19 protein-coding genes are annotated in these 21,812 nt (G+C 52.2%); 9 read left to right on the top strand and 10 right to left on the bottom strand.

From position 1 onward, the window contains the following. The first annotated feature begins 199 nt into the window (after window positions 1–199). Complete coding sequence (locus tag VFE46_08465) at window positions 200–1,423, top strand: aldose epimerase family protein (protein HZZ28022.1); 1,224 nt, start codon at window positions 200–202, stop codon at window positions 1,421–1,423. Window positions 1,424–1,444: 21 nt separating this feature from the next. On the opposite strand, the gene VFE46_08460 is transcribed toward VFE46_08465, so the two are convergent. From VFE46_08460 to VFE46_08450, 3 genes are all read right to left on the bottom strand, one after another. Beyond that, window positions 1,445–2,662: a hypothetical protein gene (locus VFE46_08460; protein HZZ28021.1), complete on the bottom strand. Its 1,218-nt coding sequence runs from the start codon at window positions 2,660–2,662 to the stop codon at window positions 1,445–1,447. A gap of 536 nt (window positions 2,663–3,198) precedes the next feature. Next, a complete protein-coding gene (locus tag VFE46_08455; protein HZZ28020.1) occupies window positions 3,199–3,951 on the bottom strand; it encodes a response regulator transcription factor in 753 nt (250 codons plus the stop codon). A 53-nt stretch (window positions 3,952–4,004) separates the two neighbouring features. Further along, window positions 4,005–4,916 (bottom strand): HAMP domain-containing sensor histidine kinase, encoded by a 912-nt coding sequence (locus VFE46_08450; GenBank protein ID HZZ28019.1) that lies wholly within the window; start codon window positions 4,914–4,916, stop codon window positions 4,005–4,007. A gap of 711 nt (window positions 4,917–5,627) precedes the next feature. Between VFE46_08450 and VFE46_08445 the strand changes: the two genes are divergently transcribed. Together VFE46_08445 and VFE46_08440 are read left to right on the top strand one after the other, a co-directional pair. Further along, a complete protein-coding gene (locus VFE46_08445; GenBank protein ID HZZ28018.1) occupies window positions 5,628–5,951 on the top strand; it encodes a hypothetical protein in 324 nt (107 codons plus the stop codon). Between the two features lie 204 nt (window positions 5,952–6,155). Next, on the top strand, window positions 6,156–6,842 hold the full coding sequence (locus tag VFE46_08440) for a hypothetical protein (GenBank protein ID HZZ28017.1): 687 nt from the start codon (window positions 6,156–6,158) through the stop codon (window positions 6,840–6,842). Between the two features lie 18 nt (window positions 6,843–6,860). On the opposite strand, the gene VFE46_08435 is transcribed toward VFE46_08440, so the two are convergent. From VFE46_08435 to VFE46_08415, 5 genes are all read right to left on the bottom strand, one after another. Beyond that, on the bottom strand, window positions 6,861–7,238 hold the full coding sequence (locus tag VFE46_08435) for a spore germination protein GerW family protein (GenBank protein HZZ28016.1): 378 nt from the start codon (window positions 7,236–7,238) through the stop codon (window positions 6,861–6,863). Window positions 7,239–7,379: 141 nt separating this feature from the next. Next, a complete protein-coding gene (locus VFE46_08430) occupies window positions 7,380–8,093 on the bottom strand; it encodes a hypothetical protein (GenBank protein ID HZZ28015.1) in 714 nt (237 codons plus the stop codon). Between the two features lie 158 nt (window positions 8,094–8,251). Next, the gene (locus VFE46_08425) at window positions 8,252–9,652 is read right to left on the bottom strand and encodes an NAD(P)(+) transhydrogenase (Re/Si-specific) subunit beta (protein HZZ28014.1); all 1,401 of its coding nucleotides are present in this window, start codon (window positions 9,650–9,652) and stop codon (window positions 8,252–8,254) included. After that, window positions 9,652–10,290: an NAD(P) transhydrogenase subunit alpha gene (locus VFE46_08420; GenBank protein HZZ28013.1), complete on the bottom strand. Its 639-nt coding sequence runs from the start codon at window positions 10,288–10,290 to the stop codon at window positions 9,652–9,654. The genes VFE46_08425 and VFE46_08420 overlap by 1 nt, the downstream gene beginning before the upstream one ends. A 20-nt stretch (window positions 10,291–10,310) precedes the next feature. Beyond that, window positions 10,311–11,477 (bottom strand): Re/Si-specific NAD(P)(+) transhydrogenase subunit alpha, encoded by a 1,167-nt coding sequence (locus VFE46_08415; protein ID HZZ28012.1) that lies wholly within the window; start codon window positions 11,475–11,477, stop codon window positions 10,311–10,313. 801 nt (window positions 11,478–12,278) lie between these two features. Between VFE46_08415 and rplM the strand changes: the two genes are divergently transcribed. Beyond that, complete coding sequence (gene rplM / locus VFE46_08410; GenBank protein HZZ28011.1) at window positions 12,279–12,701, top strand: 50S ribosomal protein L13; 423 nt, start codon at window positions 12,279–12,281, stop codon at window positions 12,699–12,701. 52 nt (window positions 12,702–12,753) lie between these two features. Next, window positions 12,754–13,167, top strand: a complete 414-nt coding sequence (gene rpsI / locus VFE46_08405; protein HZZ28010.1) for a 30S ribosomal protein S9 — start codon at window positions 12,754–12,756, stop codon at window positions 13,165–13,167. Between the two features lie 98 nt (window positions 13,168–13,265). On the opposite strand, the gene VFE46_08400 is transcribed toward rpsI, so the two are convergent. Continuing rightward, on the bottom strand, window positions 13,266–14,696 hold the full coding sequence (locus tag VFE46_08400) for a folylpolyglutamate synthase/dihydrofolate synthase family protein (protein ID HZZ28009.1): 1,431 nt from the start codon (window positions 14,694–14,696) through the stop codon (window positions 13,266–13,268). A gap of 464 nt (window positions 14,697–15,160) precedes the next feature. Between VFE46_08400 and VFE46_08395 the strand changes: the two genes are divergently transcribed. The 3 genes from VFE46_08395 to VFE46_08385 all read left to right on the top strand — a co-directional run bounded on the left by VFE46_08395 (window position 15,161) and on the right by VFE46_08385 (window position 19,647). Further along, window positions 15,161–16,096, top strand: a complete 936-nt coding sequence (locus VFE46_08395; GenBank protein ID HZZ28008.1) for an ABC transporter ATP-binding protein — start codon at window positions 15,161–15,163, stop codon at window positions 16,094–16,096. A gap of 168 nt (window positions 16,097–16,264) precedes the next feature. Further along, window positions 16,265–18,028: an ABC transporter permease gene (locus VFE46_08390; protein HZZ28007.1), complete on the top strand. Its 1,764-nt coding sequence runs from the start codon at window positions 16,265–16,267 to the stop codon at window positions 18,026–18,028. After that, window positions 18,025–19,647 (top strand): hypothetical protein, encoded by a 1,623-nt coding sequence (locus tag VFE46_08385; protein ID HZZ28006.1) that lies wholly within the window; start codon window positions 18,025–18,027, stop codon window positions 19,645–19,647. The genes VFE46_08390 and VFE46_08385 overlap by 4 nt, the downstream gene beginning before the upstream one ends. Window positions 19,648–19,720: 73 nt before the next feature. On the opposite strand, the gene VFE46_08380 is transcribed toward VFE46_08385, so the two are convergent. Continuing rightward, entirely contained in the window at window positions 19,721–21,136 is a 1,416-nt protein-coding gene (locus tag VFE46_08380) for an aldehyde dehydrogenase family protein (GenBank protein HZZ28005.1), read from the bottom strand. A 75-nt stretch (window positions 21,137–21,211) separates the two neighbouring features. Between VFE46_08380 and VFE46_08375 the strand changes: the two genes are divergently transcribed. Further along, the coding region (locus VFE46_08375; protein HZZ28004.1) for an ABC transporter substrate-binding protein at window positions 21,212–21,812 on the top strand (601 nt) is incomplete at its 3' end.

Genomic DNA, 21,812 nt, shown 5'->3' with positions numbered 1-21,812 from the left:
GTAATGGGCTACCCAGTTGTTATTCAAGCTTAACTCATCACTATTTCAGTATTATGTTCTTTCCTCAGGGGGAGTGAGCCGGTTGATTGAAGAAGCCCTGGTCATCCATAATGCAGCGGTTGACTCGAAGCTTGGTTAGTAAATGCCAGCACGTGGGTGGACGCGAAAACTGCGCAAATTCCTTGGGGGAGGAATCCGAATGATAAAACTTGCATTGTTTGCCTCTGCGATAGGAACATTTTTAGCAGTCGGTCTTATCGCCGGTTGCCAAAACAACCAAGCGCCAACACAGGTCTCGAACAAGTCAGGCACGGCTGACGAAGGCGCCTCGACGGACAAACCAGATTCGTCCAATCAAGCGACCAACCAGAAGGGATCGTTCATGATCGATGCAAAGTCTTGGGGTAAATGGAGTGATGGGCAAGAAGTCCAGCTATACACGCTGTCCAATCCCAATGGCATGGTTGTGAAGCTAACTAACTACGGCGGGCATATTGTATCGGTCGAAGTGCCCGATAAAGAAGGCCGTTCGAAAAACATTACTTTAGGGTTCGATAATCTCGACAGCTATGTCAAGCATACCGCCCACTTTGGCGCTACCATCGGGCGATATGGCAATCGCATTGCCAAAGGAAAATTCACACTGGACGGTAAAGAGTACACGCTGCCCATCAACAACGGACCCAACCACTTGCACGGCGGCCCCCACGGCTTTGACCACCAATTGTGGCAAGCAAAGGAAGTAAAATCTCCGGAGGCGGTTGGTGTGGAATTCAAATACGTTAGCAAGGATGGCGAGGAGGGTTACCCTGGCACCCTTACCGCAACAGCCACCTATTGGTTAACGAAGGCGAACGAACTGAAGATCGACTACACGGCCACGACCGACAAAGATACCGTCGTCAACCTCACGAATCATGCTTATTGGAATTTGGCCGGCGCCGGTTCCGGAGATATTCTCGGCCAGAAAATGATGATCGCCGCAGATAAATATCTTGTGGTCGACGACACACTCATTCCAACCGGAAAAATGGAAGATGTTAAAGGCACGATGATGGACTTTACATCCTCCAAGCCAATCGGCCCAGGCGTTGCGGAAATCAAAAAACAAGGAGGTCGTGGATACGACCACTGCTATGTGCTGCGGAGTCAGAATGGCTCGCTTGCCCAAGCCGCCGTTGCTAAGGATCCAGCCAGCGGCCGGACGATGGAAGTTTGGACCGATCAACCGGGAATACAGTTTTACACGGGGAATTTCTTGGATGGCGATCCCATCAACGGCGGCTTTCCACAGCATGCCGCCTTTTGCCTGGAAACACAGCACTATCCCGATGCACCAAACCATCCGGAGTTTCCCAGCACAGAGCTAAAGCCCGGGGAGACGTTTAAATCGACGACAATCTATAAATTCAGCACCGAGTGAAGCCATGCAGCTTCCTGGAGCTTAATTAAACGGATTGTTGTCGTCTTTGGGCGGCGGAGTTGGGGTATTCTGCTGCGGCGGCGTGCCAGCAGGTGGAGTCGGCTGTGTGGCCGGCTGCGCGCCACCAGCGGGCATTGGCGGACCAGCGGAAGGAGGGCCAGGTTGTGGTGTGGCCGTTGGTGGTGCAGGAGTGGCGCCCGCTGGATTTATGTTTGGCGGCGGCGGCCCATTCCCTCCTGGGGTTGGAGTGGAATTCATCGGTGGGGCGCCCGCAGGTGGGGCAGTGCCATGGCCAAAAAGCCCTTGGAGTATATTCGGAAGCGACGAACCGGCGGCAGGCGGAGAATTTGCTTGATCGCTTTTTGCACCCTTCGCAATCGCACGGGCCAAACTGCTCAAACCGCCGGGTGTAGGCTGCACTGTGCCGGTGGGACTTTGCTCTTTCTGCGGAGGAACAACGGTGCCGGCAGGTTTCTCAGGTGGAGCGGGAGATTGCGAATTTCCGAACGTTCCGAACGGATTATCGTTGGCAGCCGGCGTCGAACCGGTTGATTTCTTCGGCTCTGGCTCCGATCCGCCAAAAGGATTCCCGCCGTTCTCTTCGGGGGCCTTGGTCGCGGGTTTTGCCGGTTCTGTTTCAAACGGATTCTTGTCGGGTTCCGCTGAAGGCTTATCAATTAAATTATTCGCCTTCGCAGGGCCGCCAGGCGCCCCCGTGCCATTCTCGGTATGCGGAGCAGATTGTCCGGCCGCATTGGAAGGCATTGGTGGGGGAGTTACACGGCGCAAAACTTCCTGTTCGGCGGAAGCATGTTCCTCATAACGGGCTTGCCGTTCCCTTTCCTTTCGTTGAACGGCGGCTGCGTGAACATTGGTGCGATATTGTTCAAGCATTTGCCGAGAGCGGCCCTGAATCCGTTCCAAGGAACGGTTGACCGGATAAACTTCAGCACTATCGCCCACTTCCATTTCCGCGCCGGCTTGAAAGTCTGCTTGTGCTTCCTGAGCGCGTCCCAGCTTCAGGTAAGTCAATCCGCGAAAATAATACGCACGGGGATCATTTGTGCCACCTTTGATGGCGGAACTCAGCGAATCGTAGGCGCCTAAATAATCGCCTTCGTTGTAAGCATGCACGCCTCCGCCATAAAGTTGCTCTAGTAGCACCTCATCCGCGCGGAGGTTGGAACTCCATGACAACAGAAAAACCGCAAGGAGCGAAAACGCCAACTTCCTCAACATAACGGTGCTTCCTGAACAGGCAAATCGAGTGTTTCAGGGACTTTCGCGAACCACGGCTTTAGCACACCGCGTTTCATATGGGCGAACCCATTTCATCCCACGACGCATGACTTTTACGCAAATAGGGCAGGACAAATGCATGGTAACCGGAGACTAGGAGCCCTTCAAGCAGACCGCCTGCATGACTGCTAATATCCGCAAAATCGTCCAAAAATTCCGGATAATTAAGGGTTCGCGCAAAAATAAAGGCCCGTTCCGTTCAGCCCATTGCGCAATTATTTGAGCCGCACACCGACCCCAGAGGTCGCGAGGGAAGCACGCCCCGGTGTGTGCGGTAAATTGCGCTGGACTGTACGTTTCGGGCCTTGAACAAGTTGTTGCCTGCACCCCCGTGCAGGCCGCATGTTCAAATCAGATGGTCAAACTTCCTATTCGACCTCTACTAATTATTCATCGCAGGCAGGACGATCGGATTTTAACATGAAATTCCTCAGGACTGCTTTTTCTTTCAAAGTCGAATGACTTCGTTAGCGATCCTATCGGTTATTCGGGCAGTTGCCAACAAAACGGTAGCCGGCGCCCCGCACACTAAGAAAGTAACGAGGTTGTGCTGGATCCTGCTCGAAGTATTTACGCAGATTAACGATGAAGTTGTCTACGGTTCGCGTCGTCGGGCTGTGTGACATTCCCCAGACGTTTTCCAGCAATTCACTGCGCGTCACGACTGACCCTTCATGCTCGACGAAATATCGAAGTAGTTTCATCTCCAGGGCGGTCAACTTGGCGCTGCGTCCATCAATTTCGACTTGGTAAGTGTCGAAGTTCACGACTGCTCGGCCGTCTGCAAAGCGATAAACGATTCCTGCATCAATCGTTGGTTGCTGTTGCTGTTCCGAGTTTGCCTCGGCAATGAGTGCACGCCGCCGCCGCGATAGTAAGTTGCGAGACACGCTGAGCAGTTCCTCTAAGTCAAATGGTTTATGCAAATAGACGTCGGTGCCAACGTCGAAACCATGAATGCGATCTTCCGTAAGCGTGCGCGCCGACAGCATCAAAATTGGCACATCGCTTCCCTGCTGGCGGAGCGTATCGCAGACATCATAGCCGCTCATCCCGGGCAGCATGAGATCGAGAATAATCAGGTCTACGGTCGTCGGGTTTTCGCTGAGAAATTTGAGCGCACTAGGGCCATCGCTCATCGTCGTTACAAGGTACCCTTCGGCCTCGAGATTATATTTTATCCCAATGGCCAAATGGGTTTCATCTTCAACAATTAAAATGTGCTTCATAGGACCGAATTAAAAATCGAAGCACGACCTTCGGATGCAGGGCATAGCCATTGTTAAGAAGCTGCGGGCAATTCCACCTCAAAGATGGTCCCGTGACCATCGGGTTTATTCCGCACTTGGATTCTACCTCCCATTCGTTTAATCAAAGTGCGGACAATGTACAGTCCCAACCCGGTGCCGGCAGTTTTGCGTTCCAGCTCATTCCCAACCCGAACAAATCGCCCAAAGATTTTTCGACGCAAGTTCGCGGGAATTCCCGGACCATTATCACCGATGCGGGCTGTGACATGGCCATTGCCATCTCGATGAATTTCAATTTCCACTTTTGGGTTTTCGCCAGAATATTTGAGCGCATTGTCAACCAAATTAAGAAAAATGATTTCTAAATCGGCTGAACGGCCACGGACAGTGGCCGATTCCAATCGAAATTGGAAGATTTCTTCAGGCATCCGATATCGTTCGCAGGCCAACCGGGCCGAGCGAACTAACAGTTCGTCGAGAGAAACATCTGCAAAGTCATTGGCCAATTGGGCGTGCTCCAGGCGGGCTGCATCGAGTAAATGGTCGATCAGACGATCCAGCCGCTGGAGGTCGTCCAACATGAATTGCTGAAAATCGGCCTGTTGTTCGGCGGTCACCTGGTGACGAGTCAGCGTTTGCAGATAGAGCTTGAGGGAGGCAATCGGACTTTTTAGCTCGTGAGTTACGGCATCAATAAAATTCGATTGCCGTTGATTAAGCCGAATCGCTTTAACAGATAGAACCAAATAGATCACGACGCCCACCAACACCAATAATAAAAAAGTAGCGCCTACCGCCAGCAAGGCCCAATAAAAGCCGGCGTGCTCGGACTTCAAAGCCGCGGAGGCACTGACGATGACCCAACCGACCGTGAGCGTAACAACCAAGACGATCAGCACAACGCCTAAAATGATCGGCCAGCGGATGGAACGGCGGAAGTACATTTGAAAGTACAGAATTCACTTGCAGGCCTAACACGCCCTGGTGCGCCGCTGTTGATATAACACGCTATGGCAGCCGCAGCGACCATCGGTACCAATTGTACCATTCCACGTTTCGATGCCATACCGTTTGCTGCCAGTTCACATCCCCGGTCAGGAAATATCACAGAAGCCTGGTCCTGGCTGCCGGCGTTTATGCGGCATGCTGCCGCAGTAAAATAAAGCGGGCCGTGACTTTCGCCACGGCCCGCTCGCTTAAGTCAAACCTCTCTCCGATTGCGACGGTGGAGTCGCTTCGAGAATAGCGCGGATCGGGCCGTGCTAGGCACTGGCTCCGTTATTGATCCGGGCCATCGAATTAATAGTGGGTCCTCCGACGGAAGTACGGAAAGAGGCTTGTACGAAAATGGCAGCTTTCAAAAAAACCTTCGTTTCAGCAGACAACAAATAATACTCTACAGGCATTGATTCTGACAGCCACGTCTGCCTCCAACTCCAATTTTTCATCGGCAATTTGGGCAGGCAACTACAGAGAAAGCAGGCCCTGTGCTTTTGTATTTTACCTTGTGTATGGCCAAAAAATCAGTGGGGCAAGCCGAGGCCACAAATTCATCTTGCCGCGTTGCTAGCCTTATGCTACAAGCCGCCCGCCTTGTAGTCATTTCCCATCTTGTCCGCGTATTCTCGCAATCTCATCCTTCCACGGGGTGCTCCGTGCGTTCGTCGAAACTGTCCGTACTCGTTTTGCTAGCCGTTTTAACTGCGTTAGCCGTGGGTTTGGCGAAGGCTCAAATTGTTTCCACGGGCGGCGTCGTTGTGCCAACGCTTAGGCAACAACTTCAGGTCGGTTTACTGGCCCGCACTCCTGATGAGCAGGCATTTGTCGACGAAGTGGTCGACATGGTTAATTCCGGCGACCTGCCCTTCAGCCTGGTGCAAAGCACATTCTTGTGGGCGCGACGTCACAGGCCCTATCCCATGCAATATTTTGAGCGCGCCTTAAGGGTTCGGGCTTCCGAGTTGGGCATCGGCATTTAGCGCCGCAATCGCCACGAAATCTATGTCCGGCTAAATGTATTGATGGCACCCTGCCGCGTTGCTTTATCGCAACATCGGCCGTCATTGAAAAATCGGTCGAAGGATATTTTTTGCCATCATCTCCTCGGAATCGAAGCCAGAATTAACCGTGGCTCGATCTTTGCTGTTTGCTTTGGTCGCCGCACCAAGCCGGATAAATCATCGATGGCCACTGTTAACCCAACCTGGCTGAAGCGAATCGCGGAAACAGGACGATATTACGGCCCCAGCGGCGCTGCCCACTGGATGGGATCGCGGATCCTGGAAAAGCTGTTGCGCGTGCAGTTCAGCGAATTACTCTACTTGGATGCCGACAAACTGCCGTCATCCTTTGAATTGCCGCCTGATTTTACGTTCCGATTTCTCACGCCGTCGGAAGTCGCCCATTTTGTGCAAGACCCAAGCCTCAATCTTGCTGGCGAATTTGTCGATCGATCTGCTTCGCGGCACGATCTGTGCTTTGCCGTGTTACATGAGGAGCGGTTGGTAAGTTACAGCTGGTATGCCACACGCTGCATTGAAGGCGCACATCACTTGGGCATTGCCATGTCATATCCGCGCGACATGGCCTACATGTACAACGCCTTTACGCATCCCTCGTTTCGTGGACGCCGTTTGTATGGCATCGGAATAGCGCTGGCACTACAAGAACTGCAACGGCAGGGAATCCCTAAGCTGATCACCACAGTCGAGGGCTCGAATTTCGCTTCGTTGCGAAGCTGCTATCGAATTGGGTTTACCAATCTCGGTCGGATGTGGACCTTCGGACATGGGAACCGGCGTTTTGCGCTGACGCCTAAACTAGCTCGGAAAATGGGCATTTGCTTTGGTCGCCAAGCCAATGTCTCGTAGCAATTTGCAACGGGCACGTCATCCGCGAATAAGTTTCCGCACAGAGCGGAGCAAAATCCAGCCGGCCAGCGCACTTGCTGCCGCAATGGGCACAAATGCCATTGGATCGCGAATCGGCTTGAACTGAGTTTGGCCTTCTTTGATTTCGATGTACCCCAGCGGTGCAGCCTGCATGCCGCCACCGCCGCCTTTTCCACGTTTGCCTTGCTTGTGACCACTGCCGCCGCCAAACCCCCAGCGTAGTTTGGCCACTGGAATCACCGTGATGCCGTTTTGTACTACCGGATCGGCATATACCGCTTTGGCAGTGACATGCAATCCCATCCGTTCGATCACGCGCTCCACGAAGGACGATTTGCGCTTCTTAGTTTGTTGGACAACTCCGTCATCAATCATGGTTGTTTTCCTTCACAGCTCGAGCAAATGGCTGACGTAGGGAATTTCATACGCTGCTTAAAATTTACGTTACAAAACGGCTCGTCATCGACCGTAGAGATTTGGCTCTGGTTTTACACTCCTGTAAAGTTGGCCTAACCCTCAAACGGCAACTTCCAACTTAGGGTACTTAAATTTCAGCTTGGTTCGGCCCAAGAAGCCAACGGATGTTTTTCGTAAGCCCAGCCATTGCAAGTTGGGCAAGTGCTGCAGGACCGCCAATCCCGCTGAGCTCACAAGCGTTTCGGATAAATCCAGTTCCCGAAGTGCTGGAAAAGCTGCCAGGTGTTGCACGCCCAGGTTGGTGATGGCGCTGCGCGTGAGATCAATGGCCTTCAGACCCGCTAGCACCGTTCGGTGATCACTTAGCCAGGTCAACGCTTTGTCGTCGACGGCCGGACCATACCACTGAATTTTGTTCACTTTTTCCGCGACGTGCGAAAAGTCGTCGCCGAAGGAACGTCGCAGCCAATCGACTCCTTCAATTTCCACCTTGCCGCCACGCCGTTGAATTTCGCTCACGATGCCATCTTGTTCTACATATTTTTCCACCCAGGTGCTCAGCCATGCAATGCGGCTGGCGCGGAATTTAGCCCATTCCGTGGCTCTTTCAAACGCTTCCTGAATTTTGCGAAATTCGCCGGTGTCGCCGCCAACATCCGGATGGGCGGTTTTAACCTTGACCAAATACGCCTGTTTTACGTCTTCGACAGTGCAGGGGGGAATGAGCCCTAAAGTTACCAAGAATTCCGGACGCGATTCCGTCGTGTGGCCGCCAGACGCGCCCGGACCTGGTTGTTGCTTCGGTGACGACATGGCAAAGAATTGGCGATGGAAAGTTTACGGCAACAATGCTCAGCCTCGACATCGCAATGGATGTCAACGAACCGCCCAGACACACTTCCTCGGGCGCTTGTGGTGGGCTGATGCCATTATTCTAACAATTTGGCGCTATCCGCCTACTACCTTTCCCATCAATGCCCCGAACCATGGTTGAATTGCTTGACCAATTCCCCGACGACAGCTTTGGCATCGCCAAACAACATGAAGCAGTTGTCTTGGAAGTACAAATCGTTGTCGATGCCCGCAAAACCTGGGCTTTTACTGCGTTTAATCGCAAATACGGTTTTAGCTTTATCGGCATCGATGATCGGCATGCCGTAAATCGGCGTTGATTTATCGGTCCGCGCCGCAGGGTTTACAACGTCATTGGCGCCAATCACCAGCGCCACGTCGCACTGCGGCATTTCCGGATTGATTTCATCCATTTCCACCAAGTCGCTATAAGGAATGTCGGCCTCGGCCAACAGCACGTTCATGTGTCCTGGCATCCGGCCTGCGACCGGATGAATGGCAAATTTCACTTTAATGCCGCGCTTGGTAAGTTGATCGTAAAGCTCGCGAATGCGATGCTGGGCCTGAGCCACCGCCATGCCGTATCCCGGAATAATCACGACGAATGACGCTTGTTCCAAAATCTGTGCGGCGCCTTCGATGGTTTCTTCTTTGTAGGTCCGTTCTTCGCTGGTTGTGGCTGACGCTTGCACTTGGCCAAATGCCCCGAACAACACGTTCGTGAACGAGCGGTTCATCGCCCGGCACATGATGATGGACAGAATCAAGCCGCTGGAGCCATCCAGCGCGCCGGCGGTAATCAGCAGGTTATTACCCAGCACAAAGCCCATTGCTACGGCGGACAAGCCGGCGTAAGAATTCAAAATCGAAATTACTGTCGGCATGTCGGCCCCGCCGATGGGAATAATCATCAGCACGCCAAACGCCAGAGCCAGCAGCATAATTAGGAAGAACGCAAGCCCGCCCAAAAACCCGCCCGGATGCCAAATCACAAACAGCCCCAGCAACACCGCCAGTCCCAACAACCCAAGGTTGATTTGATTTTGATTCGGATACGTCACCGGCCGCTGCGGAATGAACGATACCCCTTGGAGCTTGCCTGTCGCCATTAAGCTGCCCGTGAACGTCAGGAAGCCTAAAATTACTTCCGCGACCAGCGCGAACACCGTCCAGTGAGAAAACTCCGGCGAGCCGGTATCGAGCATGCAATACTCCGCCACGCCCACCAATCCGGCGGCCAATCCGCCAAACGCATGCGACAAAGCAGTCCGCTGCGGAACTGCCGTCAGCGGCACCAGCGACAGCGGGTATCCCAGTGCAAAGCCGGCCACAATGGCCAAAATAATCCAGCCATGTCCGGTTAATCCGCTAAAAAACCACGTGGCCAATATGGCCAGCAGCATGCCGCCCGCCCCCGCAAACACACCCTTGCGAGCAGTTTTCGGATCGTTCATCCAGTGCAACGAAAAAATGAACAACCCCGTCGCCACGAGATACGCAATTTGCTTCAGGCCCTCCATTAGCGTTTTCCTCCTTCACCGGGCGACTTGAACATCTTCAACATGCGATCGGTGATTAAGAAACCGCTCACGATATTCGTCATCGAGCAAAACAGGGCAATGGCGCCCAGCAGCCGAACTCCCCACGGATTGTTTCCCTCGCCCAGGACGATAATCGAGCCCACCACGGCAATGGCGGAAATGGCATTAGTCAGCGACATCAGCGGCGTGTGCAACAAGCGCGAAACGCGTAAAACCACGCCCAGCCCAATGAACGTCGCCAACATAAACACGAACAATAGCGAGGAATAATCTTGCGTGGCGACAGGTTCAGTCGCCGGCTTGGCAATCGCCACAGGCGCCACTTTAGGAGCCGGAGTGGGCTCAGCAGGCGCCGCCGCTTCCGTCGGATTCGCAACACCTGGCTTGGGAACCGCCGGCGGCAAGCTTGCCGGGTTCGGCGGGCCAGGAAGGGCCGCCGGAGGCGAGGCTTCCGCAGGTGCTGGATTGGCGGCAACCGGATTTGTCGCGGCGGTCGTATCGGTTGCGGCCGGCTTCGTGGGCGCAGTTTCGCTCGGTCCGCATCCTGGCGCGCCCATTAACGTGAGCCCTATCAGCAGGCCCGCCGCGGCGATCATGATTCGAGAATTTGTGTTCATGTTCGATCGATCACTTCGTGTTATTTCGCCAGAGCAATGTCCATCCCCAGCAGTTGCCGCACCCGCGAATTCACTAGTTCGCCGTCGCGGCAAATCAGCGTTTCGCGAGTAATTTCATCTTCGGTATTCACTTTGCCGGGCAATCCCAGTCCCACTAAATGTTGCAAGAACGTAACCACGTTTTTGCCGAACATCTGGCTGGCGTGATATGGAACCTCCGCGGGCAAATTGTCGGGCCCTAAAATCGTGACTCCTCCTACCATGACGGTTTGCCCTGGCTTGGTGAGTTCACAGTTCCCGCCGCGCTCCGCCGCCAAATCGACCAGCACCGCCCCAGGCTGCATCCGCTCCACCATTTGCTTGGTGACCAAAATTGGCGCTTTTTTGCCCGGGATGGCGGCGGTGGTAATGACCAAATCGCTTTCGGCGACGACCTTGCTCATCGCTTCTCGCTGCAGCTGCTGTGTTTGATCATCCAGAGCTTTGGCGTAGCCGCCTGTGCCTTCCGCTTTACCTGCTTCCACGGGAGTTTCAATGAACCTAGCTCCCAAGCTTTGAATTTGTTCTCGCACCGCCGATCGCACATCGGTTGCCGAAACTTGCGCTCCTAAGCGCCGGGCGCTGGCAATGGCTTGCAAGCCTGCCACGCCGGCTCCCATCACAAACACTTTGGCCGGTGTAATGGTTCCTGCGGCGGTGGTCATCATCGGAAACATCTTCGGCAAGGCCGTCGCGCCCAACAACACGGCGCGATAACCCGCCACCGTGGCCATGCTGGAGAGCACATCCATGCTTTGGGCGCGAGTAATGCGAGGCATTAGTTCCAATGCAAACAACGTGACGCCGCGGCCGGAAATCTCTTTGGCCAATTGCGGCTGCGAAAGCGGATCGCACAGGGCGATTAAAGTTTGAAACCGTTCGAAATGTTCCAAATCTGCCCGGCCTGCTTCCGGATTGGCTCCCAATCCACGCACTTGCAGCAGCAGCTCCGCAGCGAACACTTCGCTACGAGCCACTGTTTTAGCCCCTTTTTCCACGTATTGCGAATCGGGAAATCCCGCCGACTGCCCCGCCGAGGTTTCGACGATGATTTCGTGTCCCGCCTTCACCAAAGGCGCAATTAAATTGGGCGTTAGCGCCACCCGGCGCTCGCCGGGAAATGTCTCCTTCAATACGCCGATTTTCATGGCTTGCTGCCGGGCAGGGGATATGGATTAACTCAAAAATCTAGCTTACAACCCGAGAAATGGGGCGCACCTAAGCGGACAGTGCTTAATTTGCGGCGTTAACCGCCGGTAACAAAAGGAGCATTTCACGCATCTTTTCTCGATTTGCCGACGAATTGGCCCTAATGGCGAAACTGTGCCAAAATCAACCGCGGGATTCTGCCACAACTTCCGACAGGCCGAAAGCGGATAGGAGCGGAATCCGGCCGATTTTGCAGGATTTCCCTTCACAGCCTCCAAACGCTTGAAATCTGCACGCAGCGCAATTCTAAAATTGGGCCAGCCATCTGGTACAATCATCACCCGAAACGATTACGTTTCTCGTCGCAGCGACATCAGCTGGTTGACGACTGATTCCGAAGGGGCGGCGAGTTGATCTTTGGCAATTCGTTTTACCGCGAAGTAATTAACGTCGCATGGAAGCCAATTCGAGCTTTCTTCCCTGGGCCAAGCTGAATACGGTTGTCAAACAAAAAATCCTCTCGCGAGGGGAAATTTTGTGGAAAGTATGCCGAGCCAAATGCCGTAATTTCTCGATCCAAGTGCTCCTTAACTTTCCCCTCGAAATCTCGGCGACGCTCGTCCCAGCAGCCGAACAGGCCGTTTTCCCGGGTGAAACCGCTAGGCGTGTCTGCACTTTGTCGCCCTTGAAGGTCTGCTGAAAACCCATTAAACTGCTGGCTTCCACTGTTTTGAACCAAAACCCCGCTAGGGGAACTGCTCGTGCCTGCAACGAAGATCAAGAAAACCGGCAAAACCTACATGGCCAAGCCGGGTGAACGAAAAGCCAAATGGTGGCTCGTGGATGCCACCGACAAAGTAGTCGGTCGCTTGGCTGTCGATATCGCCATGATTCTGATGGGCAAACATCAGCCGACATACACTCCGCACGTTGACTGCGGCGATTTCGTGGTGGTGGTCAACGCCGAAAAGATTGCGCTAACGGGGAAGAAGTGGCAACAAAAAGAATACCGCTGGTACACAGGTTACCACGGTTTGCAAACGGAAACCGCCGAGCATCGCCGAGAACGTCGGCCTGAATTGATCATTGTTGAAGCCGTGCGTCGCATGCTACCCAAGAATAAGCTCGCTTATAAAATGCTTGAAAAGCTCAAGGTTTACGCCGGCGACAAGCATCCGCATCAGGCCCAAGAACCAGAAGCAAAGGAATTGGGAACTAAGTAATTCCTTTCAGTAGTCCAGTAACAAACCACCAAAACCTTTCGCAGAATCCACTATGTCGACGGCCACCTCTCCTCAATCCTCGGGTATTGCATTAGCAACAGGCCGTCGTAAAACGGCCGTCGCACGAATTCGAATTAAAGCCGGCTCCGGGCAAATTAAGGTAAACGGCAGAGCGGTAGAAGACTACTTCCCGTCGGAAAAAGATCGCTTTCAGGTTCTCGATGCGCTTAATCAAACCGGCAAACTCAATGCCGTGGACGTTTCCATTAGCGTGCATGGGGGCGGCCCCGCGGGGCAAGCCGGCGCCTGCAAGTTAGGCTTGGCCCGGGCTTTGAGAGCCTTTGATTCGGAGTTGGACGATTTGCTGCGGCACTCCGGCCTACTCACTCGCGATGGACGCATGAAAGAACGCAAGAAGTACGGCTTGCGAGGCGCTCGCCGCGGCACTCAGTTTTCAAAACGCTAGTTGCCTAGACATCGTTTTCGGCGCAGTTGGATGGATTCTGAAACTTGGCAGCGGTTGGCGCTATCAGCCGGCAGTCTGCGAGCAAGCCAGCTCAATTCCTATTGGGCAACCAAGCTATTAACGAGCTGAATCGGTTTTTTCGTAATTTCAGCCCGCATTTCCGCCGCCAAATAAAATGATCCGGTCGCGCAGACTAAAGATTCCGCAGTGGCCAATTTGCGCGCTTGTTGCCACGCGGCGGCGGGATTGGCGCAAATGAACCTTGGAATCGGCGATAGCTCCGCCGTTAGCGATTCCAATTCACTTAAATCGACCGCCCGTGGGTTGTTCAAATAGCGCGTTAAAATGACCGCTTCGAAATGAGGCAGCAACAAGCTCAACATGCCGCGCACGTCTTTTTCTTGCGTTGATGCAAAAACCAACAGCCGCTGTTTGGCCGGGAAGACCTCGATCAACGTATCCAATAAGGCTTGGACGGAAGCTACATTGTGCGCCGCGTCAACAATTACCAGAGGATGCCGCGAAACAATTTCCACTCGGGCAGGCAATCGGGTATTGCACAATCCGTGCCGAATCGCGGTTTCCGATAAATGCCAGCCTTGTTTGCTCAATTCTTCCAAAACTGCCACAGCGACCGCAGCATTCGCAGCTTGATGAGCACCCAGCATGCCAAGCGCAACATCGCGAATATTTGCCGGCATTGTTTGATCACGACGGTTGAAATCCATTTTGCTTTGCAAAAACGCCACCGCCCCATCGCCTGGATCCGGAAGATGGTGTTCATAGCTAAAATCAACACCCAATTCAAACAACGGAGATTTGCATTGCTCGGCAACGTTAATAATTACCTGGCGTGGCTCGTCATCAAGTACGCCGCTAATTACTGGAATGCCAGGCTTGATAATTCCGGCCTTTTCTCGGGCGATTTCTGCCAAAGTGTTGCCTAACAACTCCATGTGATCGAAGCTGATGCTCGTGATTACGGAAATCAGCGGTCGACAAAGGTTCGTGCTGTCGAGCCGCCCACCTAATCCCACTTCAGCAACGGCGAAATCCGTCCCGACCTCGGCGAAATGCATCCACGCCATGGCCGTGAGAATTTCAAAAAAAGTAGGGCCGCCCACCGCCGAATTTTGCTCGTGGCTTTGTGCATCCATAAGCTCCACGATTGGACGCACTCGATCGATTAGCCTTAAAAATGCTTCTTCAGTGCAAGATGTGCAGTCGACTTGAATGCGCTCTACAAATTGATCGACATGCGGTGAAGTGTATAAGCCGGTGCGATAGCCTGCCGCCGATAATACCCCCGCAATCATTGCCGAAGTGGAACCCTTTCCTTTGGTCCCGGCCACATGGATAATTTTTAACTGGTCTTGAGGATTTCCCAATCGATCCAGCAGATCGCGCATTTGGTCCAGCCTGAATTCCCGTCCATGGTAGGGAATAGACAGCGCGCGTTCGTAGTTAATCCGGCTTAGCAAAAAGCTCATCGCTTGATTGCGCTCTGGAGGCTCGTCAATTTGTCCCATGGCTTTCCGGCGTTTGCTCCCTCGCGGGCCGATTGCTTGTCGATCGACACGACAACATAACCTAGGTAGATATTCACTGTCGTGAGGTAGCCTATCACGAAGTGTGAATTCTCGCCTTATTGTATTTTAAGTGCCTGTAATCAAAAGACTTATCTTTGCGGCGTTGTTATAATGGCTATTGCCAGCGCTTTTGTGGATCGGCTTTCTTGTATGCACGAACTGAAGAACTTATAGTGCAGAACAGGAGTTGATTGGGCTCGACTAGCGGACATTTTTATGCGAACCGTTATGTATTCTTCGCCGTAAAACAGCGGGGTCTTTTCCTGCCGATCATGGCAGAAGCCATCACAGTGAGATCGGTCTTTGCGTCTGTTCGTTTGTCGAGGGATTGTTGTTTACTCATCTAAGTTCAACCAAATTGTTCATTATTCACCGCCATCTTCCTTTCATGAGGAGCTAGTGGCATGTCGATTGAGACGGCCCCGGTCCTAAAAACGTCCACCGGAAATTCATCTAGTCCGGAGCCCGTAATCGAAACACGGAACCTTTCAAAGACCTACCGTGATTTTTGGGGACGGCAAAAGGTTCGGGCGCTAAAGGCTCTGGATCTTACGATTTACCGCGGCGAAATCTTTGGGCTTTTGGGACCGAATGGTTCCGGAAAATCTACCACGATTAAGTTGCTGCTGGGTTTGCTGTTTCCGACCGGAGGTAGGGCAATTATTTTAGGCAAAGATGCTACCGAAGTAAAAAAGAATGAACGGATCGGATATTTACCGGAGGAAACATATTTATACAAGTTTTTGAATGCGGAAGAAACGCTCGATTTTTACGGTCGCCTGTTTGATATGCCGCCGGCCCTTCGCAAACAGCGTGCAGAGGCCTTGATCGACATGGTCGGACTCAGTTGGGCGCGACGCCGGCAAATGCGCGAATACTCAAAGGGCATGGCCCGTCGCCTGGGACTCGCACAAGCGATGATTAACAATCCGGAATTGATCTTACTGGATGAACCAACCAGTGGATTGGACCCGATCGGTACACGGGAGATGAAAGATCTAATATTGAAGCTGAAGGCGGAAGGTAAAACTGTTTTAATGTGCAGCCACTTATTGGCGGACGTCCAAGACGTTTGTGATCGGATCGCAATTCTACATCAGGGTGAGCTGAAAGAATTAGGTCGCGTCGATAATTTGCTTAAAATGCGTGACATCACACAAATTCGTGCTTCCGGCCTTAGCGAAGAATGCAAATCGGAGGTTCGCGCTACGATTGAACGCCATCACGGAACCGTCCTGGGAATAGAAAACCCGACCTCTACATTAGAAGAATTGTTCCTTGCCATTGTGCGCGACAGCGAAGCAAGGCCTGGCCGAAGGGCAGCAAGTGAGAAGTCGTGAAGAACAAGAGAATGTCGGCCACGTGGTGATGTCAAACTTTTCGATCAGTCTATTGAATTTTAAAACCGCTAAGTAGCGAAAATGGTTCTGGAACAAGAAATTCAGCCCTACTCAGTCTGGCTCCAACACGCGCTGTGGAGCTTTGGCGAAACTCTATTTTTTGTCGTGTTGGCCGCGCTAACGATCAGTTATTTAGTGGCCGCGTTTCGGTACGGACCTTTGCCTGCGGGAGATCGACTATATCGGGCGCTGGTCGGGACGCTGGTCGATTTAATTCATATTTCGCCGCGGCGAGTTTGGGCTCTGGCTCGTTTGGCTGTGCAAGAATCGATGCGGCGAAAAATATGGACAGCGCTGATTGCGTTTGTGGTTATTTTAATGTTTGCCGGCTGGTTTCTTGATCCTAATAGCCCTGAGCCAGGGCCATTGTACCTGAAGTTCGTCATGTCATGGACAACTTATTTAGCAGTGCTATTGGCTCTGTTCATCAGTGCATTCAGCCTGCCCAATGATTTCAAAAACCGGACAATCACAACGGTTGTTACAAAGCCTGTAAGGTCGGCCGAGATTGTTCTTGGCCGAATCATTGGTTTTACGCTGATCTGCACGGCATTGCTGGCTGTGATGGCATTGTGCAGCTATGTGTTTGTCGTGCGCTCGTTAGCACATACGCATGAAATACGTCCGGAAAATATCAACGAAGCAGCATTGAACCCAGATCACCTCAAGCCTGGGCGGGTTGGCACAACGGAGATCGCGCAAAATCACCAGCACGACGTAATCCTTAAGCCAGACGGCACGCTGGAAACGGACTTCAAGCATGGTCACATGCACCACGTTGTCGTGAAGGAAGTTGATGGAAAAAAACAATACATCGTTGGTCCACACGAGGGAATGCTGACTGCTCGGCTGCCGATTATGGGGCAATTGCAGTTTTTGGACCGCGATGGCCAGCCGAAGGAAAGAGGCATTAATGTAGGAAAGGAATGGGACTATCGTGGATTCGTGGATGGCAATACGCAGTCGGCGGCGATCTGGACGTTTGACAACATCAATGAAGACACCTTATTCCCGAACACTCCGCTGGACAAGCGATCCCTACCGTTGAAATGGACCATTCGCGTCTTTCGCACCTACAAAGGAAACATCGAGAAAGGCATTACTGGAAAACTTGTCCTGGAGAATCCCACGACGCACCTGCAAAGTGAGCCGATCATTTTCACGGTAAAAGAGTTTACAATCGATGGTCGAGACATCGATCGTAAGCTGATGAGGGCAGGCGCAGCCGAAAGTGATCCCCCCATTGATTTATTCAACGACCTCGTGAGTAATGGCCACTTGCTGGTCAAACTCCAATGCTTGGAACCTGGTCAGTTGCTTGGTGTGGCAGCGCCTGATTTGTATATCAGCGCCGGAGAAGCCTCCTTCGAATGGAACTTTGCCAAAGGCTACCTGGGGATTTGGAGCCAAATGGTGCTGGTAATAGGATTGGGTGTAATGTTCAGCACGTTTTTGAACGGTGCTGTAGCCATGATCGCCACCCTGGGGTGCTTAGTTCTCGGTTATTTCAGCGATGATATTGTCAAAATTTTTGACAGCCTGAGGACTGGTAATCGAAAACTCGTCGCGGGTGGCGGCCCTGTTGAATCGTTCGTGCGTCTAATTACGCAGAAATCGATTACTGCGCCGTATGACGACAGTCCCGCTGTCGAGGTCATGTACTGGGTCGACAAGGTCTTGATGCGCTTTATGACTTGCTGGACCGACGTCCTGCCCGACTTTAGCAGTTATAGCAATGTTCATTTCGTCGCCAGCGGTTTTAATATCCCCGGCGATTTGTTGCTAGAACAGCTTACTCGGATGGCAACATTTCTGGTCGCCGCATTTTTAGCAGGCCTAATATTTCTTCGAATGAGAGAGGTAGCCCGATGACCGAGCGACGAAGCTTTTATCGCAAATTGGGCTATATTGTTGCCATTGCAGTGCTGTGGTTCCCAATTTACGAAATCAGCCACCCGGCTTCACTCGATTCCAGCGGCAACCATTCCTCCGGGGGAAAATTGGCGCAATTGCGAGATGAACATCAACTTAGCGACGCCTCGCTCGGAGAAATCGATCCCGCTAGCCAAACTGCGGAACTGGCAACACTAGGCTTGGGAGGAGTGGCAGTGCAACTGCTGTGGAATAGCGCACATCAATATCAGATGAGGGAAGACTGGGCCAGCCTGAGCGCCGTGTTGGATCAGATCATTCGGCTGGAGCCTCATTTTTGGTCGGTATGGGATTTTCAAGGTCACAACCTCTCCTACAACATTTCAGTGGAATTCGACGACTATCGTGACCGCTTTTATTGGGTCATGTACGGGATTGATTTTCTTAAGAATGGCGTCAAATACAACAGCACCGATCCACGCTTTCTAGCGCGCATTGGCTGGTTCTATGGCAACAAAATCGGTCGCGCGGACGAGCACGTTCAATATCGTCGCTTGTTTAAAAAACAGCAAGAAGAAAAGAATGAACGCCTAACCGATAACTGGCTGGTATCGCACGATTGGTACCGACAGGCGGAAAACTTGGTCGAATCAGGCAAGCCACTCCGCGTTTACATTGGCGAAGCTGCCGATGCACATACCACAAAGCCGGGCGAAAGAGCTCCCAGCGCTGTGCTTTTCTTCTCCGAAGCAGCTATGTCGTTGATTAACTACGCCGACAATTTGGAAGTGGAAGGCACGTTTGGGGACACAGCCAAGGCCGCCTGGCAAAATGCTTCGGAGGAGTGGAGCCGCTATGCTGATCGCGACCTTAATACTTCTTATGGCTACACCGTTCGTTTGGGAGATCTGGAATTGCTCCAGCAACAATCCGACGGTCTTAAGCAGCAGCTAGAAACATTATTGCCCGGCCAGAAGGAAAAAATTCATCAAGCTAAACTTGCGGCTCTTTCCGAAGCAGAAGCCAAAGCATTGGCAAAAAAGCCGGCAGACCGCACTGCGGAGGAAAACGTGGCGGCCAGTGGGGCGGAAGCCAAAACCAAAGTCGCCTGGGAGGAAGTCATTCTGCAAGCCCCGGTGGAATCGAGGCCAGAAGCCAGAAAATTGAATGATAATTTAATTGAAATTGATCACAAAATAAACACGATCGATACATACCGCGACATCGTCAATTACAAATATTGGTGGGCGCGTTGCCAGGCCGAACCAACGGAAGATTGTTTACTGGCCCGTGAGCGGCTCTATCAGGCCGATCAAGCTTATAAAGACACCAAGTTATTCGACGCTAAAAAACTATATGAAGAAGCATTTGCGAAGTGGCGACTTGCCCTAGATCAATATCCAGTGCTGCGATTAAGCAGTATCATGGCTGACGACCTGGTCGATGAAATCAACAAATACAAAAAGTTGATCGGAAAAATTCCTGGCTCAAAATTTCCGGATAACTTCGTCCTGCAAGATATGATTGATCTGAACGAAGGAAAGACGCCCACGCTGCCGCCATCTCCAAAAGCTCCGGAAAAGTCTTCGGCGCCGAAAAATAAATCGCCTAACAAATAGTTTCGTTGCGGATGGCGGGGCAGGAATGCTAATTCTTTGAAGTATTGATTGGTCTGATCTACTCACACCGCTTTCACAAACCGTGAATCACGACTGTCTTGACTTCAGTCATTTCCTCGACAGCATAACGCGGGCCTTCCTTACCGATGCCGCTTTCTTTCAGCCCACCATAGGGCATTAAATCGGCTCGCCATTGAGGGCCCCAGTTGACATGCAAATTGCCTGAATCAACTTCACGGCAAAATTGCAATGCACGGTTTAGGTCGCGAGTAAAAATTGCCGCGCTCAGTCCGTAGTTGGTGTCATTGGCAATCCGGATGGCTTCGTCAATATCTTTACAACTAGTGACCGCAACTGCCGGCCCAAATAATTCTTCGCAACTTACTCGCATGCTTGGCTTCACATCGGCGACGATGGTTGCGTCGTGAAATGATCCGTGATGTTTGCCTCCGATTACCAATCGGGCGCCTCCCCGCACAGCTTCGTCAAGCCACTGGTTCACTCGCACAGCATCTCGCCGGCGAATCATCGGTCCAATTTTGGTTGTTTCTTCCAAAGGATTGCCTGGCTTCAACGCCTCTACTTTCGGTTTCAAAGCATCGAGCAAATCATCATAGACGGTTGGCAGGGCCAATACCCGCTGTGTGGAAATACAAGTCTGACCCGCGTTTGAATAGCCAGTAACAGCGATCGCTTCGGCCACGGCCTCAAGATCAGAATCTTCCAGTACGATCATCGGACAATTCGCACCTAATTCCATCGTTACGCGCTTTAGTCCAGCTAGCTTGATGATCTTTTCTCCCATGTCACGGCTGCCGGTAAAGCTTATTTTTCGCACGCGCGAATCTGTGCATAAGGCTTCGCCCAACGTCCCGCCGCTACCAGTCAGGCACGATATGGCCTGGGACGGCAGGCCAGCTTCCAGCAAAATTTCCACAAGCTTTAACGCAACCAACGGCGTGTCACTGGCGGGCTTGAGAATCACAGCATTGCCTGCTGCAAGCGCTGGTCCAACTTTATGGCATGGCAAGTTGAGTGGAAAATTAAATGGTGTAATAGCTACAACCACGCCACATGGAACCCGCAATGTAAAGGCCAATTTGCCCGCGCCGTTACTCGCACCATCGATTGGCAATACTTCTCCGCCGATTCGTTTGGCTTCTTCCGAAGAAAGCTCCATCGTTTCAATCGCGCGCGCAACTTCGCCTTTCGATTCGAGAATTGGCTTGCCTTCTTCCAGCGTAATCGTGCGTGCAAGTTCAGCGCTTTGCTTCTTCATTAACTGAGCAGCTTCATGAAGCATCTGAAATCGCTCGTAGCCCGGCATTGCCCGCATGATGCAGGCCCCCTCCACGGCTGAAGCCAGTGCCTTATCGACATCGGTGTGATCTGCTTTCGGCACGGTATCAACCACCGAATCGTCGAATGGATTATGCACTTCCAATTTTTCGGGCTTGTCAATCCAGTGTCCGGCAACGAACATTTTCATGTTGGAGCTCCCGAATTTTGATTTTGTGAATTATTATTCAGCTTTTGGCCGTAACATACCATATGTGTAATGCTTATGCGCATCGCATCATTAATATCAGCCGGCACAGAAATGCTATTTGCGCTTGGACTAGGCGACCAAGTGGTCGCAGTTAGTCACGAGTGTGATTGGCCACTTGAATGCCAAAGGTTGCCCAAAGCGACGCAATCAAATATCGATTCTACGGCCACCAGCTGTGCAATCGACCAGCAGGTTCAGTCGCTGTTTCAGGAAGGCAAACCCCTGTATGAAATTTACACCGCATTGTTGGCAGAATTACAACCAGATTTGATTGTCACGCAGGCTCAGTGTGATGTCTGTGCGGTGAGTTATACGGACGTATTAGAAATTGTGCAGAATTATCCTAGATTACAGAAGACTCGTGTGTTTTCACTAAATCCGCAATCGCTCTCAGACGTGTTGAATGATATTAGCAAGTTAGGCAATGCAACTGGTGCAGTTGCGCAGGCACAGCAACTAGTGGCCGGCTTGCAGCGGCGAATCGAGCAAGTTCGCTCCCAGACCGCGGCTATTCCAAAAGCAAAGCGACCAAGAGCGGCTCTCATCGAGTGGACCAATCCGCTGATGCTGGCTGGGAATTGGGTACCCGAACTAGTCGAGTTGGCTGGCGGTCATT

The sequence above is a fragment of the Pirellulales bacterium genome (assembly GCA_035656635.1).
In the GTDB taxonomy this organism is placed as follows: domain Bacteria; phylum Planctomycetota; class Planctomycetia; order Pirellulales; family JADZDJ01; genus DATJYL01.
This window is presented reverse-complemented; position numbering and strand designations above follow the sequence as displayed.